Origin of the sequence: Rhizobium sp. P40RR-XXII (assembly GCF_012641405.1) — a bacterium.
GTDB lineage: Bacteria > Pseudomonadota > Alphaproteobacteria > Rhizobiales > Rhizobiaceae > Rhizobium.
This window is the reverse complement of sequence record NZ_JABAII010000014.1, coordinates 37,918-56,191: the sequence shown is the minus strand read 5'-3', so window position 1 is coordinate 56,191 and position 18,274 is coordinate 37,918. Positions and strand designations below refer to the sequence as shown.

Annotated in this window: 15 protein-coding genes; 8 read left to right on the top strand and 7 right to left on the bottom strand. The window is 57.2% G+C overall.

Features of this window, described 5'->3' with window-relative positions; genetic code table 11:
• Nucleotides 1-195 precede the first annotated feature (195 nt).
• Nucleotides 196-492 (bottom strand): hypothetical protein, encoded by a 297-nt coding sequence (locus tag HGP16_RS23515; RefSeq protein WP_149634850.1) that lies wholly within the window; start codon nucleotides 490-492, stop codon nucleotides 196-198.
• Nucleotides 493-625: 133 nt separating this feature from the next.
• The gene (locus HGP16_RS23510; protein WP_168842411.1) at nucleotides 626-1,594 is read right to left on the bottom strand and encodes a polysaccharide lyase; all 969 of its coding nucleotides are present in this window, start codon (nucleotides 1,592-1,594) and stop codon (nucleotides 626-628) included.
• Nucleotides 1,595-1,933: 339 nt separating this feature from the next.
• Between HGP16_RS23510 and HGP16_RS23505 the strand changes: the two genes are divergently transcribed.
• The gene (locus tag HGP16_RS23505) at nucleotides 1,934-3,094 is read left to right on the top strand and encodes a polysaccharide biosynthesis protein GumK (protein WP_205926625.1); all 1,161 of its coding nucleotides are present in this window, start codon (nucleotides 1,934-1,936) and stop codon (nucleotides 3,092-3,094) included.
• Between the two features lie 5 nt (nucleotides 3,095-3,099).
• Here the strand turns inward: HGP16_RS23505 and HGP16_RS23500 are convergent, their stop codons facing one another.
• Entirely contained in the window at nucleotides 3,100-4,614 is a 1,515-nt protein-coding gene (locus HGP16_RS23500) for a lipopolysaccharide biosynthesis protein (protein ID WP_246705584.1), read from the bottom strand.
• A gap of 87 nt (nucleotides 4,615-4,701) precedes the next feature.
• Between HGP16_RS23500 and HGP16_RS23495 the strand changes: the two genes are divergently transcribed.
• Entirely contained in the window at nucleotides 4,702-5,640 is a 939-nt protein-coding gene (locus HGP16_RS23495) for an ATP-grasp fold amidoligase family protein (RefSeq protein ID WP_168842410.1), read from the top strand.
• 59 nt (nucleotides 5,641-5,699) lie between these two features.
• Entirely contained in the window at nucleotides 5,700-6,188 is a 489-nt protein-coding gene (locus tag HGP16_RS23490) for a heme-degrading domain-containing protein (protein ID WP_168842409.1), read from the top strand.
• Nucleotides 6,189-6,232: 44 nt separating this feature from the next.
• Here HGP16_RS23490 and HGP16_RS23485 read toward each other — a convergent pair whose 3' ends face one another.
• Nucleotides 6,233-7,489: an AGE family epimerase/isomerase gene (locus HGP16_RS23485; protein ID WP_168842408.1), complete on the bottom strand. Its 1,257-nt coding sequence runs from the start codon at nucleotides 7,487-7,489 to the stop codon at nucleotides 6,233-6,235.
• A gap of 247 nt (nucleotides 7,490-7,736) precedes the next feature.
• Here HGP16_RS23485 and metH point away from each other — a divergent pair, with 247 nt between their 5' ends.
• A complete protein-coding gene (gene metH / locus HGP16_RS23480) occupies nucleotides 7,737-11,501 on the top strand; it encodes a methionine synthase (RefSeq protein ID WP_168842407.1) in 3,765 nt (1,254 codons plus the stop codon).
• Nucleotides 11,502-11,755: 254 nt separating this feature from the next.
• Here metH and HGP16_RS23475 read toward each other — a convergent pair whose 3' ends face one another.
• The 3 genes from HGP16_RS23475 to HGP16_RS23465 form a co-directional block, all read right to left on the bottom strand.
• Nucleotides 11,756-12,520 (bottom strand): GntR family transcriptional regulator, encoded by a 765-nt coding sequence (locus tag HGP16_RS23475; protein ID WP_168842406.1) that lies wholly within the window; start codon nucleotides 12,518-12,520, stop codon nucleotides 11,756-11,758.
• Nucleotides 12,517-13,401 (bottom strand): BadF/BadG/BcrA/BcrD ATPase family protein, encoded by an 885-nt coding sequence (locus HGP16_RS23470; RefSeq protein WP_168842405.1) that lies wholly within the window; start codon nucleotides 13,399-13,401, stop codon nucleotides 12,517-12,519. Before HGP16_RS23470 ends, HGP16_RS23475 begins: the two co-directional genes overlap by 4 nt.
• Before the next feature lie 77 nt (nucleotides 13,402-13,478).
• The gene (locus tag HGP16_RS23465; RefSeq protein WP_168842404.1) at nucleotides 13,479-13,784 is read right to left on the bottom strand and encodes a hypothetical protein; all 306 of its coding nucleotides are present in this window, start codon (nucleotides 13,782-13,784) and stop codon (nucleotides 13,479-13,481) included.
• Nucleotides 13,785-13,943: 159 nt separating this feature from the next.
• Between HGP16_RS23465 and HGP16_RS23460 the strand changes: the two genes are divergently transcribed.
• The 4 genes from HGP16_RS23460 (at nucleotide 13,944) to HGP16_RS23445 (ending at nucleotide 18,269) form a co-directional block, all read left to right on the top strand.
• Nucleotides 13,944-15,203: an ABC transporter substrate-binding protein gene (locus tag HGP16_RS23460; protein WP_168842403.1), complete on the top strand. Its 1,260-nt coding sequence runs from the start codon at nucleotides 13,944-13,946 to the stop codon at nucleotides 15,201-15,203.
• A 200-nt stretch (nucleotides 15,204-15,403) separates the two neighbouring features.
• Nucleotides 15,404-16,357, top strand: a complete 954-nt coding sequence (locus HGP16_RS23455) for a carbohydrate ABC transporter permease (RefSeq protein WP_168842402.1) — start codon at nucleotides 15,404-15,406, stop codon at nucleotides 16,355-16,357.
• A gap of 11 nt (nucleotides 16,358-16,368) precedes the next feature.
• On the top strand, nucleotides 16,369-17,208 hold the full coding sequence (locus HGP16_RS23450; protein ID WP_168842401.1) for a carbohydrate ABC transporter permease: 840 nt from the start codon (nucleotides 16,369-16,371) through the stop codon (nucleotides 17,206-17,208).
• Nucleotides 17,205-18,269, top strand: a complete 1,065-nt coding sequence (locus HGP16_RS23445; RefSeq protein ID WP_168842400.1) for a Gfo/Idh/MocA family protein — start codon at nucleotides 17,205-17,207, stop codon at nucleotides 18,267-18,269. Before HGP16_RS23450 ends, HGP16_RS23445 begins: the two co-directional genes overlap by 4 nt.
• Nucleotides 18,270-18,274 lie beyond the last annotated feature (5 nt).

The following is an 18,274-nucleotide window of genomic DNA, read 5'->3' as shown; positions in this document are numbered from 1 at the left end:
GGAACAGGTAGCTTGTCTCCTAATGTAACAAGGGTTCTTTTCGAGCACATCATTGCAGAGTTTGATGCTCGCCAGGCTTGGCTGTTGGATGTGCAAGCCTGTCCTTTGTGTCATGTGGCGCAACAAACAAAAGGACGCCGAGCGTAATCGCCAGCGCCACTAGAAGGGATAATACGAGCTTCGGTCTGGAAGGCATCATTGGTGAATTGGATAGGACGCCCTGACTGCGGCCTCGATCAACTCTTCGGCATATGAAAGTGCCGATGCCGTGTCTTCTCCGTCGAGTTTCAGTTCCTTGCACTTGTGATGCATGGCTCTGCGAATTTGTGCGAGCAATGCAGCGTCAATATCGACTTCTCCTTCGTCGAAGACGTGCGTCAATGCAGATTGAGCAACGATTTCGAGAACCGCTACCCTCCCTTCGATTTCACCGAGGGATGGTATTGCATTCCTCTTCACGTGCTGTTTGCAATCGCGATGAGTAGTAAGCATTCCGGTCACCTCCTTCACGAAAGAAGATAACTAACGAAAGGAGAAAAAGTTCGGCCGAATTGCTAAAAAAAGCAATTTTTGTAGCGTTCCCTAGCGATGTTTATCAATGACCGGCGCGACTCCGTCTACCATCTCACTTCATGGGACACAGACTGGGGTCCGGCAATACATCGGCGCAATGCGGCGAACGACGAAAATCGTCATAGTAGAGGGTCCATACAGTAGTATCGGCGGCACGATATGGACCAAATTTAAAGTATTGGTTCTTTCCCAGTCCGTGGTCTGCGTGTCCAATATGGCCGGTAACAGAGACGATCCATTTGTTATTGGCGAATATTTCGATATGACCTGAGCCGTCCGGGCCAGGTTTACTGTAGATGGCAAAATCAATCCATCCCGAAGCAGGCGTTGGTAGCTTGTTGCCGCGATTTATTACCTTGATTGCGCTCGTGCAGCTGGTGAACTCCGCACCATCAACGTCATTCCAATTATTATCCGTCGCCACCAATGCACGCATCTGATTGGTGTCTGGCCGGAACCAAACTGGCGTTTCGCCGTCACCACAAATTTCCCCATCGCTCTTGGGCTTGCGCTTCTTGGTCGGCGCGACGTAGTTGGTTTCCACCGTAGCGAAAAGCTTGCCGTTGTTTAGGCGCAGGGCAAGGAAGGGACTGAAATCCCCCTCTGCCTTCGGCCCGATTTCGCGTTTCCATTGCGCAATGAGATAACGATGATCGCCAGACGGGATGGGATCGGCGAACTTCACGGCAAAGCCGTACCAAACTCCCTGATCGTAAGGTACGCGATATTTGGTGCGCTCCCAGATCTCCGCTCTTTCGCTGCAATTCGCTTTGCCGGGCGGGCAGAATGGTTTGACACTCAGCTTCAATGCGCCGGGGCCAGTCCGCTTGACTTCCGATTGAAATTCAATCGCCCCCGCTTTTTGCTCGAAGTTATCGCGATAATAGAGATGGCCGGACGGTGCGAAATCCGTACCGTCGAAGCCATCACGCAGAACCATCTGCGCTGGGCTGTCAGCCAGAGTTGGCGTTGCGGCGCAGGTGCAGGCCAGGATGGCGGGCAGTGCGTATTTTGCATTCATGCAGGCGTATTCCTCTGGCGGGACATTCGTAGAGCTTTATCAATGACCTGTTCGCTTCTTGCAGGCAAGCGAGAGCTTGCGCGGCTTCAAGCCCAATTGATGGTTCGCCAAGTCACTTCCAATCAAATCCACGAGAACGAGTACCACAACCTATTAATGTGATGATTGATGGTGCTACTTTAACCGCCTGTTAGACGCTTTGCGGTTCATATCCCTACGGATTGGGCTTGGTTGCGGCTATCAGCGCCCCGGACATGATCGTTCGCCGCCGCAACCTCAACGACGTTTTGATGTCGGTCATGAGACAAACCGGCGAAAGGTCGCTGTTGGGGATCGCCTTTGGCAAATGGGGATGCGGAGCTGGCCATAAGCGAGGCCAAGCAACAACGAAAGATCGTGATTCTAACGTCACACGCGTTTCTGCGCGGCTACCGCAAGGCGTCGATCCACTTCATCGCGTCCTGCTGGGCTGAGCAGGGAGATAAGGTCGATTTTGTTACTATAGGACATAGCTGGCTGACCCTGTTGAAGGATCGTCCACGTTTTCGCGCACTGTCCCAAAACCAGGCGAACCGATTTCAGGTTATCGCCGCTAACTTGAGAGCAGGCGCTTATCTTCCTCCGTTCCATGCCTTCAGCTCCAGCAACCGTTTTCTGAATGTAGCAAATGCTGGTTTCTTTCGGCTCTATGGCCGCTATCTTCCGACTTTTGCACGGCGCGCAATCGCCGATGCAGATTTGGTAGTGATCGAAAGCGGCTCGGCACTTGCATTCTTTAACAAGGTCAAAAGGCTGAATTCGAGAGCACGCACCTTGTATTTTTGCCGCGATCTATTGAGCAGCATAGGTGCAGCACCATTGCTGCAAGAGATTCAGGCCGCTCGGATTGGATGCTTCGACACGGTTTGCGTTCCTTCGGAAAGGCTGGGTGCGATGTTGCCACCGGGGGGACGTGTGTGTGTCATTCCTCAGGGCGTTGACGCCACCCTTTTTGATCGCGAACAGCCGTCGCCGTATCAATCTGGCAGTCGAAATGCAATTTCCATCGGTAATATGCTCTTTGATCAGGCGTCCGTCGCTGCCATGGCAGCGGCTGCACCGGATGTGAATTTCCACGTTTTTGGCGCAGCATGGAGCGGCTGGGTTCAGCCAAATGTCACGATCTACGGCGAGCGGGACTTCGAAAGTATCGTTCCTTATCTGCAGCATGCGGATTTTGGCATTGCTCCCTATCGGCTCACAACAACTGAGGTTTATCTCGCCGAATCAAGTTTGAAGCTCGCGCAGTACAGCTATTGCGGCTTGCCGATCCTGCTGCCTGATCTTGTTCCCTTTACCCGTGCCAACGGGATTGCATATCGCCTTGACGGAGAGGTTGCCTGGCGAGAGAAGATCGACGCGGCATTGGCGATGCGACGTTCGACTGCTTTCCGCGATAGAATAATGACCTGGGATGAGGTTGCACGGCAGACTTTTGCCGCCGCCTTCGAAGCGCAGTGATCTCTTTAGCCTTGCGCCAGGAAATCGAGCAGTTTTCCGGCGAATGGACGTGACGCTCTCGGTAACCTCGTCGCCGCTGTGTCCATCACAATCTGTACGTCTTCGGGTGTAACCAAGCGCAAAAAGCGGATTGCCAGCATATAGGTAATTGCCCCGGCGGGGATGGCGGTCATAAGCGCCGCTAGCCCGTCGAGACCGTAAACACAGAAGCCTGCGGCGCTCGCGCATAGAAGAGCTGCGAGCATCGTTTTTGCCAAGGCTGCCATAGGCACAGCAACGCGGGCATATTTCCAAGCCATCCAGCCGAGCAAGGTGAACGTCAATGTAACGATCATTGCCCGAGCAAGAGCGGCACCCTCGAGCCCGAACAGCGGCACGAGAGCCGTCAACAACAATATCGTCGATATGCCGCTTACAATCTGTATGCGCAGCAAAATAGCGCTGCGCCCGGAAGCGCCGATCATCCCCCAGGGGATGACGGACATGCCGGCGAGCCAGACAAGGGCCAGCAGGGTGGCTGCCGCCGGAATGGCAGGCTCAAAGGCATCGCCGAACATCAGCGGCAAAAGCTCGGGCATGATGGTTGCGCCGCCGAGGCTGATCGGCAGCATGACCAGGGCGACGACGCGGATAACACGTTGATATGCCTCATCAAGCGCTTGCTGGTCATTTCGCGCGTGTGCCTCGGCGAAGCTGACGATCAATGCTGGCGATATCTGGAGCATGACCTGTTCAATGAGGCCGGCTAGGCCGAGGCCTGCAGCGAAGTAGCCAATACTGGTCGGAGAGAGAAAGACACCGAGAAAAAGGAACTCTATGCGCGAGAGGACGAGGATCTCGATGAGATCGCTGAGCCACATATACCGGCCATAGCGCAACATTTCCGGTGTCAGCGCGTTTCGCGAATATTTTGAGGCGGGATCGATGTAGCCCCGCAATTTCAATGCTTGTGGCAGGTAGCGGGCGACATAGCCGATCAAGGCGCCGGTGGGGCCTAGTAACCAGGCTCCGGCAAAGACGAGCGGAACTTGCATAATTCCGCCCAGTAAAGTCGTGCGGGCCGTTTGACCGAAGCGGTTCCTTCCACGTGCGACGGCGGTCGAGAATACATGGAACGCATAACTCAGGGACAGGAGCCCGGTAACCAGCCAGAACCAGGCATGGCGTGCATCGTGGTGAACGTAGGTAATTGCGGCATAGAGAAGAATGGCCGCGGTGATCATGCCGACGGATATGAGAAAGCTGCGCAGCGCCGTACGGACCAATGTTTTCCATGCGTCGCCATTGCCCGAAAGGTTCCCCGCATTGCGCAGCAAGGTTTGGGGCAGGCCCATGTCTGCCAGCGCTGCGGCCGCCGTCGCAACCCACAATGCATAGGCGACCTTGCCTGACCCGGCGGGGCCGAGCAGGCGGGCGGCGATGATGCTGCTCGCGACGCCCGCTGCCAGCGAAATGGACGTTGCTGCTAGGCTGATCAGTGAGCTTCTAAGAAGATTGGATGCAGACGTGCTCATGGTCATCTATCTTGAAGGCCGACGCATAACCTTGTGTTAAAGGCGGGCTGGTAGTTTTCACTTGCGTTCTAGTTGAAATTCAAGATGGCTGCTATGACAGATCGAGCTGCTGAGCGGGATGGATTTCTTATTCCCGGATATCTGCAGAAGGGGTTGCGCGAGCGGATGCACAATCTCCTGTGGCGGCTTATGTCGCCTTTGCCGGATAGGGCTTATTGTGCTCTGAAATATCGTACCATCCGCGGCAAATTTCCCAATTTGACATCACCTCAAACCTTTACCGATAAGGTGCAGGCGCGGAAACTCTACGATCGCAATCCTCTCTTTTCACGCTTCGTGGACAAGGCCGAGGCCAAGCTGCTGATTGCGGAACGGGTTGGCAGCCAATATGTCATTCCCACGATTTGGGTCGGGACCGATCTGGCTTCCGTGGATTGGTCGGAAATTTCCTTGCCTGCCGTGGTCAAGCCGACCCATGCGAGCGGTGTGGGGCGATTTCTTTATGGAGAGGCGGATGTGGATCGGCTTCTCAAGAGTGATCCTTCGGCCGAGTGGCTATCGATCGATCATGCTTCCTACAACAGGGAGTGGGCTTACAGCCAATTGGAGCGCCGCATTCTCATAGAAAGCATGTTGCTCGTCGATGGCCGAGTTCCTTGGGATTATCGGCTCTTCACCTTCAACGGCAAGGTTTCTCATATCGAGATCGACATACGTGAGGGTGGTCGAGGCTACTCCTGCAACTATACGCCCGATTGGCGGAAGCTGCCGTTTTACGATCCGGATTATCTTGGCCTTTATCCGGGCGATGTTGCGCGCCCGCCGCGGCTGGATGAAATGATCCATGTCGCTGAAACCGTGGCGCATGATATCGATTTCGTTCGTGTCGATCTCTATGCGTCGGCGGAGTGGGTCCGTGTCGGCGAATTGACCTTCTATCCCGGCGGAGGCTTCGAGGCATTTGAGCCGGAGGAATATGATCTCTTCATCGGTCAGAAATGGCGGCTTGGTTTCGAAGTCCCAAAGAGATAGGTGGACAAATCCCTTTCTCCGCGTTTGATAGGCCGATCCATTTTTAGGAAAGGCTTTCCATGACGATCGATCAGGACCTTGCTCGTATCGAGCTTCAAGAGGAAACGCTGCGTTTCGACGCTTTCGATCTTTCGACCGCCTGGGTACTCGGCAAGCTGCTGCGCGACCTGGCCAGCGAGCGTAATTTGGGCGTCGCAATCGATATCACGCTGCATTCGATGCCGGTTTTCTATGTTGCGTTACCCGGCTCCACCCCCGACAATTCCAACTGGATTCGCCGGAAGCGCAACATGGTCTTGCGGTATTTTCGCAGCAGCTACGCCAGTGCCTTGCGACTACAGCAGCAGGGGAAAACAATCGAGGACAATGGCCTTTCGAGCGTCGAATATGCCGCATCCGGCGGCAGCTTCCCCATTTTCGTCAATGGCACCGGCTGCATCGGCGCAGTCACCGTTTCAGGCCTTCCACAGCGTGAAGACCATAATCTGGTTGTCGAGGCGCTGGCTCTGACGCTTGGTCACGAGCTTCACAATCTCAATCTCGCATAGAAAGCTAAGGCGGCGCGGGTTTGGACCGGACGCCGCCGCCAATCTCAGATTTTGCCGCCAGCCTCGGCTATGACCTTGGTGAGGCTGCCTGTTGCCGGGAAGAGAGGGATCAGGCACGCCTGCAAGGCGTGGTAAATATCTCCCTTGCCCGGGAACAGCGTGTGAGCCGGAACGAGACCTTCTGTCAGCTCTTCATGCCAGCCGCCATTGGTGTGGTCTATGAAAGCTCGGCCGATCACGCTCCAAATCTTGCGATAGCTTTCTTCGTGGAAGTCGCTCGGTACGTATTCATTCAGATAGTGAGCGGCGCCTGCTCCTTCGCAGGCAGGCCACCAAAGCTTGTTGCGTTTGGCCGGCGTATCTTCCCAGTCGAGTGTGTAGAAGAAGCCACCTTTGTCATTGTCCCAACCCAGGGACATGGATTGCGAGAAGAGGCCCTTGGCGGCGTCCGGCATCCAGTCGTGCCGCTTTTCTCCCAGCGACCAAAGCTGCAGGATGAGACGCGCCCATTCCAGCCAATGCCCCGGCGTCGTGCCTGACGGGCGGAACATCTCATTGCCGCGATAATTCTTGTCGAGCACCCAATCGGCGTTGAAGTGCTCGGCAACACGCCAGCCAACGGATCCAGCCGAGCGCCGGATGACGAGATCCGCGATGCTTTCGGCCTTATCGAGATACGACTTTTCCCCCGTGACCTCGAAGGCAGCCATCAACGCTTCCGTTAGGTGCATGTTGGAATTCTGGCCGCGATAGCTGCCGCCGTCGATCAACGACCAATCCTGGTTGAATTCCTCGGCAATTGCGCCGTGCTTTGCTTCCCAGAACTTCGTATTCAGAATTTCCGTGACATCCGCGAGCATGCCGTCGGCCAGCGGGTGTCCGATCGTCTTGGCGGAAGACGCCGCAAGCAGCACGAAAGCGTGACCATAGCCCTGCTTGCTGGAATCGACAGGGCCATAATTGTTCAGCGACCAGACATAGCCACCATGCTTCGTGTCACGATGATGGTTCCATAGATAATTCATCCCATGGTCGACGATCTCGTTCGCACCGGGGCGGCCGAGCAGCGATCCGATCGAGAAGCAGTGCACCATGCGGGCCGTCGAGTGGATACCGCGCACGGGATTGGCCTTATCCAGCGGTTTGCCGGTATCGTCCATTTCATAGAAGCCGCCCTTAGGATTGACGGCGCGATACTGGAAGAAATTAAAGAGCGCATCGGCCTGATCGAGCAGCCAGCGCCTGTGGTAGGCGCGGGTGCTCCAGTTTCCGAGCGCTGCGGGTTCAACCTGTATGTTCATGCCGTCCTCCTTGGATTCTTTTCCAGAACCGTATAGCGCCGCCCGAAAGCGCTGTCATGGCGTTATGGGATGAAACTGTGTCGCTCCCCCCGCGTTGTCCATGGTCGGGCGGCAATTCGTCCGGTCCGTCTTTTCCTGAAGGAACTCGTGCTTGCGCTATGCCAAACATGAGCGTAGATATGTTGACATAAAGATATCTTTATGTGATCTGATTGTGGAGTCGCAATCAGGCCAGAGGAATTCGCTTATGTTTGACACTCTTTTTGGTTCCGAGACGACGAAGCGCGATGGCGGCGCGATTTTCGAAGCTTTGCGAAAGGCGGCGAGCGAACGAATCCTCGTGCTTGATGGCGCCATGGGCACGCAGATCCAGGGCCTCGGCTTCGACGAGGATCAGTTTCGCGGCCATCGGTTCATCGGCTGCGCGTGCCACCAGAAGGGCAATAACGACCTCCTCATCCTGACCCAGCCCGATGCGATTGAAGATATTCATTATCGCTATGCCAAAGCCGGTGCGGATATCCTCGAGACCAATACCTTCTCCTCCACCAGCATTGCGCAGGCGGATTACCAGATGGAAGGTGCGGTCTACGACCTCAACAAGGAGGGCGCCGAGATCGTCCGCCGCGCGGCGATCCGCGCCGAGCGTGAGGATGGCAAGCGCCGTTTCGTCGCCGGTGCCATCGGCCCGACCAATCGTACGGCTTCGATCTCTCCCGACGTCAATAATCCCGGCTATCGTGCTGTCAGCTTCGATGATCTGCGCCTGGCCTATGGCGAGCAGATCGATGGCCTTATCGACGGCGGCGCCGATATCATTCTGATCGAGACGATTTTCGACACGCTGAACGCCAAGGCGGCGATCTTCGCCTGCGAGGAGCGCTTCGAGGCCAAAGGCATCCATTTGCCTGTGATGATTTCAGGCACGATCACCGATCTTTCCGGCCGCACGCTGTCAGGTCAGACACCTTCGGCGTTCTGGAATTCTGTGCGCCATGCCAGCCCCTTTACTGTCGGGCTTAATTGTGCGCTCGGCGCCAATGCCATGCGGCCGCATCTGCAGGAGCTTTCGGCTGCTGCGGATACTTTCATCTGCGCTTACCCCAATGCCGGTCTGCCGAACGAATTCGGTCAGTACGATGAAACGCCCCAGATGATGGCGGCGCAGGTCGAAGAATTTGCGCGCGAAGGACTCGTCAATATCGTTGGCGGCTGCTGTGGTTCCACGCCTGAGCATATCGCCGCTATCGCTCAGGCGGTCTCCAAGTATCCGCCGCGCAAGCTCACAGAGCATCGCCCCTTCATGGCGCTTTCCGGCCTGGAGCCTTTCGAGCTCACCAAGGACATTCCCTTCGTCAACGTTGGCGAGCGCACGAACGTCACCGGCTCGGCAAAATTCCGCAAACTGATCACCAATGCCGACTATACGGCAGCACTTGCCGTCGCCCGGGATCAGGTCGAGAACGGTGCACAGATCATCGACATCAACATGGACGAGGGCCTGATCGATTCCGAGAAGGCTATGGTGGAATTCCTCAATCTCATTGCCGCCGAGCCGGATATCGCCCGTGTTCCCGTGATGATCGACAGTTCCAAGTTTTCGATCATCGAGGCCGGCCTGAAATGCGTGCAGGGCAAACCGATCGTCAATTCGATCTCCCTGAAGGAAGGCGAGGAGAACTTCCTCAAGCAGGCTCGCTTGATGCGCATGTACGGTGCGGCCGTTGTTGTCATGGCCTTTGATGAACAGGGGCAGGCAGATAGCTATGAGCGCAAGGTCGAGATATGCTCGCGTGCCTACAAGCTGCTGACGGAAGTGGCGGGCCTATCGCCGGAAGATATCATCTTCGATCCGAACATCTTCGCCGTCGCAACGGGTATCGAAGAGCACAATAATTACGGAGTCGATTTCATCGAGGCGACGCGGACGATCCGTAAGACGATGCCGCTGGTCCATATTTCCGGCGGCGTGTCGAACCTGTCCTTCTCGTTTCGCGGCAATGAACTTGTCCGCGAGGCTATGCACGCCGTGTTCCTCTACCACGCCATCCAGGCCGGCATGGACATGGGCATCGTCAATGCCGGTCAGCTTGCGGTTTACGACAATATCGACCCGGAATTGCGAGACGCCTGCGAAGACGTCGTGCTCAACCGCCGGCCAGACAGCACTGAGCGCCTGCTTGGAATTGCCGAGCGTTTCCGTGGTGCTGGCGGCAAGGAGGCCAAGGCCCAGGATCTTTCCTGGCGCGAGTGGTCGGTGGAGAAGCGGCTCGAACACGCGCTGGTCAATGGCATTACCGAATATATCGAAGCCGATACGGAACAGGCGCGTCAGTCTGCCGAGCGGCCATTGCACGTCATCGAAGGGCCTCTGATGGCCGGTATGAACGTCGTCGGCGATCTCTTCGGTTCGGGCAAGATGTTCCTGCCGCAAGTGGTGAAGTCTGCCCGCGTCATGAAGCAAGCTGTTGCCGTGCTATTGCCTTATATGGAAGCCGAGAAGCTCGCCAATGGCGGCAGCGGCGAACGTCAAGCCGCTGGCAAGATACTGATGGCGACCGTCAAGGGTGATGTGCACGATATCGGCAAGAATATCGTCGGCGTCGTGCTTGCCTGCAACAATTACGAAATCATCGATCTTGGCGTCATGGTGCCGGCCACGAAGATCCTGGAAACGGCTGTCGCCGCGAAGGTCGATATCATCGGCTTGTCGGGGCTGATCACGCCGTCCCTCGACGAGATGGTGCATGTTGCCTCCGAGATGGAACGGCAGGGATTCGATATTCCGCTGCTTATCGGCGGTGCTACCACCAGTCGCGTCCATACGGCGGTGAAGATCCATCCGAGCTATCATCGCGGCCAGACGGTCTATGTCACGGATGCGAGCCGCGCTGTCGGCGTCGTATCCGCCTTGCTGTCGCCGGAAGCGCGCCAAGGCTATATCGATACCGTCCGGGCCGAATATTCCAAGGTTGCTGCAGCCCATGCCCGCAGCGAAGCGGAAAAGGTGCGCCTGCCGATCGCAAGGGCACGCGAGAATGCCGAGAAGGTGGATTGGTCGAGCTACAAGCCTGTTAAGCCGCAGTTCTTCGGGACCAAGGTGTTCGAGAGCTATGATCTTGCCGAGCTGGCGAAATATATCGATTGGACGCCATTCTTCCAGACCTGGGAGCTGAAGGGTCGTTTCCCCGCCATTCTGGAGGACGAGAAGCAGGGCGAGGCGGCTCGGCAGCTCTATAGCGACGCGCAAGCGATGCTGGAGAAGATCATCGCGGAAAACTGGTTCCGCCCACGCGCGGTCATCGGCTTCTGGCCGGCGGGTGCGGTCGGCGACGATATCAGGCTGTTTACGGATGAAAGCCGCAGCGAGGAGCTTGCGACTTTCTATACGCTGCGTCAGCAGTTGTCGAAGCGCGACGGCCGACCGAACGTAGCTCTGTCGGATTTTGTGGCACCGGTTTCAAGCGGTATGGGCGATTATGTCGGTGGCTTCGTCGTCACGGCCGGCATCGAGGAAGTCGCCATCGCCGAGCGTTTCGAACGGGCGAATGACGATTATTCGTCGATCCTTGTCAAGGCGCTGGCCGACCGCTTTGCCGAGGCCTTCGCAGAGCGGATGCACGAGCGGGTGCGGCGGGAGTTCTGGGGTTATGCCGCGGACGAAAACTTCTCGAGCGAAGAACTGGTTCTCGAAGCTTATGCCGGTATTCGGCCGGCGCCTGGCTATCCCGCGCAGCCCGACCATACCGAGAAAGGTACGCTTTTCCGTCTATTGGATGCCGAAGCGACGACTGGTGTAACGCTCACGGAAAGCTACGCCATGTGGCCGGGCTCGTCCGTTTCGGGCCTCTATATCGGCCATCCGTCCTCCTACTATTTCGGTGTCGCCAAGGTGGAGCGCGATCAGGTCGAAGACTATGCTGCCCGTAAGGGCATGCCGGTTGCCGAGGTGGAGCGCTGGCTGGGTCCGGTTCTCAACTATGTACCTGAGAAGCGTGACGCAGCGGCCTGATTGTCAACTGTTTCAATGGCTTAAACTGTTTTGCTTGGAATTTGATTCTTCATGAAAACGCCGCCCCAGCTATTCAAGCTGGGGCGGCGTTTTTTTGATTCCGGGACTCCTTTCTGCTTCGCAGCTTTACGCTAGAGCGGTTCAGCTTTACGCTAGAGCGGTTCAGCTTTTCACGGAATCGCAGGACTGCTCTAGCTCATTGTTTTCTCGCAAATCCGGACGGAAAACCGCTGCGCACTTTTCCTGGAATTGCTCTAGGCAGCCCCTATCGTCAGCTCCGCGACGAAATCATAGGCATCACCGCGATAGAGCGATCGCGTGAATTCGACTGCTCGGCCGGAGCCGAGATAGGAGATACGTTCGATCGAGAGGCCGGCCGCTCCCACCGGGACGCCAAGCAGCCCCGCATCGGTCTCTTTCATGTTGGTCGCGGAGATGCGCTGAACGGCGCGGACGGGACGCACCTGCCGCTTCTCCAGTTCCGCATAGAGCGATGTCGTCACCACCGACGGATCCGGCAGGAACTCACCGGAAACGCTGGCGTGCTCGATCGCGAGCGGCTGGTCGTCGGCAATGCGCAGGCGGCTCAGCCGCGATACCTTGGTGTCGGCTGCAAGGCCGAGAATCATCATTTCGTCCGGGGAGGGCGTGTGCACGCCCTTGTGCAGCCATTCCGAACGAGCGGTCATCCCGCGTCTCGCCATGTCCTCGGTAAAGGACGTGAGCTGCGACAGGCGTTGCTCCACCTTGGATACCGGCTTTGCGACAAAGGTGCCGGAACCGTGGCGGCGCACCAGAATGCCTTCGGCGACGAGATCGTCGATCGCCTTACGCACGGTGACGCGGCTGACCGCCGCGAATTCGGCGATGTCACGCTCCGGCGGAAGCGCGTCGCCATGTTTCAGCGTTCCGACCTTCACGGCCTCTTCGAGCGTGCGCCGCAGCTTGACATATAGCGGCCCCGTGCCGCCTCCAGAAAGGCGCTTCGGCGAGAAGATCGCGCTCAAATCTTCGGTCATGCCCTGTTTCCCTCTCCACCCAGCAGCAATTTTGCTGCCAGCTCCACGGCGCCGCGCAAGACATCGCCCTTGGGCTCGGCGAGAATCGCCTTGTGCCGTTCATCAAGCCAGGGACGATAGGCCAGGGCGAGGCCGCCGAGAAGGCAGATCGAAGGGCATCCCGGCCAAAGCAATGCGTCGAGGCTGTCGGTTATGGATTTCGCCGCCATCCTGACGATATCGATGGCGACGACATCCTCCAGTCCGGCATATTCGAACACGATCGGAGCGTAGCGGGCGAAATCCTTGGGCTTCGATACGTGCGCAAATTCGACGACCCGTTCCGGATCGTTGCCGTATTCGGCCATGATCGATGCGGTCAGTGCCGAGCCCGTCATCACGCCATCACGCGCGAGAAGGGCTCGCTCGAGCAGGTCGCGGCCGAGGCGTGCGCCGCTGGCCTGATCGCCGATGACAAAGCCCCAGCCGCCGATCCCCCAGCTCTTGCCATCGCGGCGGGCGTTGTAGACAGAGCCGGTGCCAAATGCGCCGATGATTCCATCAGCGTCGCCGAGCGCCCCCTGAAGCGCAATCGTCGCATCGGTGACCACGTGCGCGCTCGCAAAGGGCAGGGCGCCTTCAACCCGCTTGCCATAATTGCCTACGTTGGCTCCGGCGGTTCCGATAACCGCAGGCAGCTTCTGCAGCAGTTCCGGATCCAGTTTCGCGTCGATCAGCGCCTGTTTTGCCGAGGCGACAATGTGGATCAACGAGTTTTCCAGGTCGGAGAGGATGTTTGCCGCGCCGGCCTTGCCGGTGCCGAGCACTTGCCCGGTACTGTCTATAACCGCTGCCCGGCAACTTGTTCCGCCGCCATCGATACCAATTGCAAACTGCCCCATCATGCCTCCGGATGCCGTCCATTCCCCGCTTTTCCATACAATACCAAAAAAATACCATTTACCAATAGGCGACACGTTCATTTTTGTTTTCTGTTATCTATTTGAAATATATGAAGTAATTTATGCTCTCCGATATTTTTATATGCGAAAGTTAAAATCGGCTGGACAATTGGTATTTTTTTGGCCTTAATTCGTAGCAAGGGAACAATACGAACGGACATCGGCAAGACCGGCAAAATAACAACAGCCGGTAGGTGAAGCGGAAAGGCGCGCATCTCGTCGTTGTCCCAAGCCGTTCGGATCAGGAGGATCTCGCTTCGGCGTTCGTCATGAAATTCCCGGGTGGTTCTTGCAGCATCGCTGCCTTTGGCGGTGGGCGGCAATTGATCGGGCCGATCGGGCGCAATGCCTGTGACGTCTCTTGCATGGGGATCGGCAATTTTTGGCGATTCCAGTTGAGCGCTGACCGTTTCCTCGGACAGGCCAGCGGATTTCAGATCGAAAACAGCGCCTTGCTATGGCGCGGAAAACAGGAGAGGGAAATGAAAACCAATGTTCTGAAAGGCTTGCTTCTTGCATCGAGCCTGCTGACCTCGGTCGGCGTGGCGCATGCGGCCGACGTGACGCTGACGGTTGAAAGCTGGCGTAACGACGATCTGCAGATCTGGCAGGAAAAGATCATCCCGGCTTTCGAAGCGAAGAACCCGGGCATCAAGATCGTTTTCTCGCCGACGGCTCCGACCGAATATAATGCATCGCTGAACGCCAAGCTTGACGCAGGCTCCGCAGGCGACATCATCACCTGCCGTCCGTTCGATGCCTCGCTCGACCTTTTCAACAAGAAGCACCTTGTCGATCTGACGAGCCTGAAGGGCATGGAGAACTTTTCTGCTGTCGCCAAGGCCGCCTGGTCCACCGACAATGGAAAGTCGACCTTCTGCGTGCCGATGGCGTCCGTCATCCATGGCTTCATCTACAACAAGGATGCCTTCGACAAGCTCGGCCTGAAGGTGCCGGCGACACGCGACGAGTTCTTTGCCGCTCTTGACAAGATCAAGGCTGACGGCACCTACATTCCAATGGCCATGGGCACGAAGGATCTTTGGGAAGCCGCAACCATGGGCTACCAGAACATCGGTCCGAACTACTGGAAGGGCGAAGACGGCCGTAAGGCGCTGATATCAGGTAAGGAAAAGCTGACGGACGCCGCGTGGGTCGATCCCTACAAGGAGCTGGCCAAGTGGAAGCCCTATCTCGGCGATGGTTTCGAAGCACAAAGCTATTCCGACAGCCAAAACCTCTTCACGCTTGGCAAGGCTGCGATCTATCCGGCCGGCTCCTGGGAAATTTCTCTCTTCAACACCCAGGCGCAGTTCAAGATGGGCGCATTCCCGCCGCCGGTCGCAAAAGCTGGCGATACGGCTTACATCTCCGACCATCCGGATATCGGCGTCGGTCTGAACGCCAAGAGCAAGCATCAGGAAGAAGCCAAGAAGTTCCTGAGCTGGGTTGCTTCCGACGAGTTTGCCAACATCTATGCTAACTCGCTGCCTGGCTTCTTCAGCCTGAACTCGCATCCGGTAAAGATGAGCGATGCCCTTGCGCAGGAATTCGTCTCCTGGCGCGACAATCACAAGTCGACCGTTCGCTCCACTTATCAGATCCTGTCGCGTGGTACACCGAATCTGGAAAATGAAACCTGGACCGAATCCGCAAACGTGATCAACGGCACGGATACGCCGGAAAAGGCTGCCGAGAAGCTCCAGAAGGGCCTCGACAGCTGGTATAAGCCCGGCAAGTAAATAGCGGCATCACGCGGGCGAGGGACCTTACGGGCTCCTCGCCCTTTTCATTGTTTCGATAATCGAACCGGCGATCGCCTCGCCTTTGCATTCGACACACCCGATACCGCTTCACTTCGGCCATAAGCCGTAACTGCGGGTGGATTTGAACCTTAGAGCTGCTGCGTCGGCATGCAGCCAAGAAAAACAGGCAGAAAGCCATGAGCGACGCTGCGACATCAGATGCCCTTGAGATCATGCCGATCAGGCGCTCCAAGCGCTGGCACATCCTCGTTTTCCTTTTCCCCGCCTTTGTCGTCTATTCGGCGGTCATGATCCTGCCGCTGATCGAGACCTTGCGGCTGTCGCTTTACAACGTCGTTGACAATCAATCCGTCTTCGTCGGCCTGAACAATTTCAAGGTCCTGTTCGGCGACGAACGCTGGTCGCATGATTTCTGGAATGCGCTGCGCAATAACCTGCTCTTCTTCGCCATCCATATGTGCGTGCAGAATCCCATCGGCGTCGCGCTGGCCGCGCTTTTGTCATTGCCGAAATTGCGCTTCGTCGCCTTTTATCGTACCGCGATCTTCCTGCCGACACTGCTCTCCTTCGTCGTCGTCGGCTTCATCTGGAAGCTGATCCTTTCGCCGCTATGGGGTGTTGCGCCCGAGCTTTTGAACGTGATCGGCCTGAAATCGCTTTTCGCGCCTTGGCTCGGTAAGCCCAGCACGGCGCTGATCGCCGTCGCGCTGATCTCGGTCTGGCAATATGTCGGCATTCCGATGATGCTGATCTATGCTGCCCTGCTCAACATTCCGGAAGAGGTAATCGAAGCCGCCGAATGCGATGGCATCACCGGCTGGAGCCAGTTCTGGAAGATCAAGCTGCCACTGGTGCTGCCGGCGATCGGCATTATCTCGATCCTGACATTTGTCGGCAATTTCAACGCATTCGACCTTGTCTATACCGTGCAAGGCGCATTGGCGGGGCCGGATGGGTCCACCGACATTCTCGGCACGCTGCTTTACCGCGTCTTCTTCGGCTTCCAGCTGCAGCTGGGGGACCGCTCGATGGGCGCCACGATCGCGACGGTGATGTTCCTCATCATCCTGGCCGGGGTTTCCTTCTATCTTTTCATCGTCCAGCGGCGCATCCGCCGCTACCAGTTCTGAGGGCGCGACCCATGTCCAAGGCACGCACTTCGCTTGTCCGCACCGGCCTCGTGCATCTGGCGCTCATCGCCTATACGCTGATTGCCATCTTTCCGGTGTTCCTGACCGTTATCAACTCCTTCAAGGATCGCGCATCGATCTTCCGCGCGCCGTTGAGCGCCCCGACGCCATCTTCCTTCAGCATGGTCGGCTATGACACCGTTCTGAAGCAGGGGGATTTCCTGACCTATTTCCAGAACAGCTTCATCGTGACGATCGTCTCGATCATCCTGACGCTACTGTTCGGCGCCATGGCTGCCTTTGCGCTGTCGGAATATCGTTTCCGCGGCAACACGGTCATGGGGCTCTATCTGGCGATCGGCATCATGATCCCGATCCGGCTCGGCACGGTCGCGATCCTGCAGGGCATGGTTGCCGCCGGTCTCGTCAACACGCTGACGGCTCTGATCCTCGTCTATACCGCCCAAGGCCTGCCGCTGGCGATCTTCATCCTGTCCGAGTTCATGCGGACGGTGTCCGACGACCTGAAGAATGCCGGCCGGATCGATGGCCTCAGCGAATACGCCATCTTCTTCCGGCTCGTCCTGCCGCTGGTTCGTCCTGCCATGGCGACAGTCGCGGTCTTCACCATGATTCCGATCTGGAACGACCTCTGGTTCCCGCTGATTCTGGCGCCAAGCGAGGCGACAAAAACCGTGACGCTTGGATCGCAGATCTTCATCGGCCAGTTCGTCACCAACTGGAACGCGGTGCTGGCGGCACTGACGCTCGCCATCCTGCCGATCCTCGTCCTCTACGTCATCTTTTCGCGCCAACTCATTCGTGGCATTACCTCCGGAGCAGTCAAGTGAGCGTATCCGAAAAACCGATCCGCGTTCTTGTTGCCGGCCTCGGTAATATGGGCCGCAGCCATGCGCTCGCCTATCATAACAATCCCGGTTTCGAGATCGTCGGCCTCGTCAATCGCTCGAAGCCCGAGTTGGCGGAGGAATTGCGGGGTTACACGATCCACCCGGATTTCGAAACTGCCTTGAAGGAACTGAAGCCTGATCTTTGTTCCATCAATACCTATTCCGACAGCCATGCCGATTATGCCGTCGCGGCCTTCGAGGCGGGTTGCCATGTCTTCGTCGAGAAGCCGCTGGCAACGACGGTCGAGGATGCCGAGCGCGTCGTCGCTGCTGCGACAAAAGCCGGCAAGAAACTGGCGGTCGGCTATATTCTGCGTCACCATCCCTCGTGGATGCGGCTGATCGCCGAGGCCCGCAAGCTCGGCGGCCCCTATGTGTTCCGCATGAACCTCAATCAGCAGTCGAGCGGCCCTACCTGGGAGACGCACAAGGCGCTGATGCGAACGACCTCGCCGATCGTCGATTGTGGCGTGCATTATGTCGACGTCATGTGCCAGATCACCGATGCCAAGCCGGTCGAGGTGCGCGGCATGGGCCTTCGCCTGTCGAACGAGGTGAAGCCAGACATGTATAATTACGGCCACCTGCAGGTGATTTTCGAGGATGGTTCAGTTGGTTGGTACGAGGCAGGCTGGGGACCGATGATTTCGGAGACGGCCTTCTTCGTGAAGGATGTGATGTCGCCGAACGGCTCGGTCTCGATCGTCATGGATCAGAACGCAAAGTCCGATGATATCGACATGCATACCAAAACATCGGTCATTCGGCTGCACAATGCCGAGACAGGGCCGAGCGGCCAATTCATCCAGCCGGATCGCGACCTGCATATGGATGGCGAGCCGGGCCATCAGGAGCTTTGCGACTTCGAGCAGGCCTTCATGCTGAAGGCCATTCGCGAGAATATCGACCTCAATCGTCATATGGCAGACGCCGTTCAATCATTGCGCATCTGCCTCGCCGCCGATGAGAGCGTGCGCACCGGCAAGCCCGTTTATTTGTAAGGATA

What these genes read in the sequence shown, in the direction of transcription:
- HGP16_RS23515 (WP_149634850.1), bottom strand. Translation starts at nt 492, where the DNA reads ATGCTTACTACTCATCGCGATTGCAAACAGCACGTGAAGAGGAATGCA.
- HGP16_RS23510 (WP_168842411.1), bottom strand. Translation starts at nt 1,594, where the DNA reads ATGAATGCAAAATACGCACTGCCCGCCATCCTGGCCTGCACCTGCGCC.
- HGP16_RS23500 (WP_246705584.1), bottom strand. Translation starts at nt 4,614, where the DNA reads ATGACCATGAGCACGTCTGCATCCAATCTTCTTAGAAGCTCACTGATC.
- HGP16_RS23495 (WP_168842410.1), top strand. Translation starts at nt 4,702, where the DNA reads ATGACAGATCGAGCTGCTGAGCGGGATGGATTTCTTATTCCCGGATAT.
- HGP16_RS23490 (WP_168842409.1), top strand. Translation starts at nt 5,700, where the DNA reads ATGACGATCGATCAGGACCTTGCTCGTATCGAGCTTCAAGAGGAAACG.
- HGP16_RS23485 (WP_168842408.1), bottom strand. Translation starts at nt 7,489, where the DNA reads ATGAACATACAGGTTGAACCCGCAGCGCTCGGAAACTGGAGCACCCGC.
- metH (WP_168842407.1), top strand. Translation starts at nt 7,737, where the DNA reads ATGTTTGACACTCTTTTTGGTTCCGAGACGACGAAGCGCGATGGCGGC.
- HGP16_RS23475 (WP_168842406.1), bottom strand. Translation starts at nt 12,520, where the DNA reads ATGACCGAAGATTTGAGCGCGATCTTCTCGCCGAAGCGCCTTTCTGGA.
- HGP16_RS23470 (WP_168842405.1), bottom strand. Translation starts at nt 13,401, where the DNA reads ATGGGGCAGTTTGCAATTGGTATCGATGGCGGCGGAACAAGTTGCCGG.
- HGP16_RS23460 (WP_168842403.1), top strand. Translation starts at nt 13,944, where the DNA reads ATGAAAACCAATGTTCTGAAAGGCTTGCTTCTTGCATCGAGCCTGCTG.
- HGP16_RS23455 (WP_168842402.1), top strand. Translation starts at nt 15,404, where the DNA reads ATGAGCGACGCTGCGACATCAGATGCCCTTGAGATCATGCCGATCAGG.
- HGP16_RS23450 (WP_168842401.1), top strand. Translation starts at nt 16,369, where the DNA reads ATGTCCAAGGCACGCACTTCGCTTGTCCGCACCGGCCTCGTGCATCTG.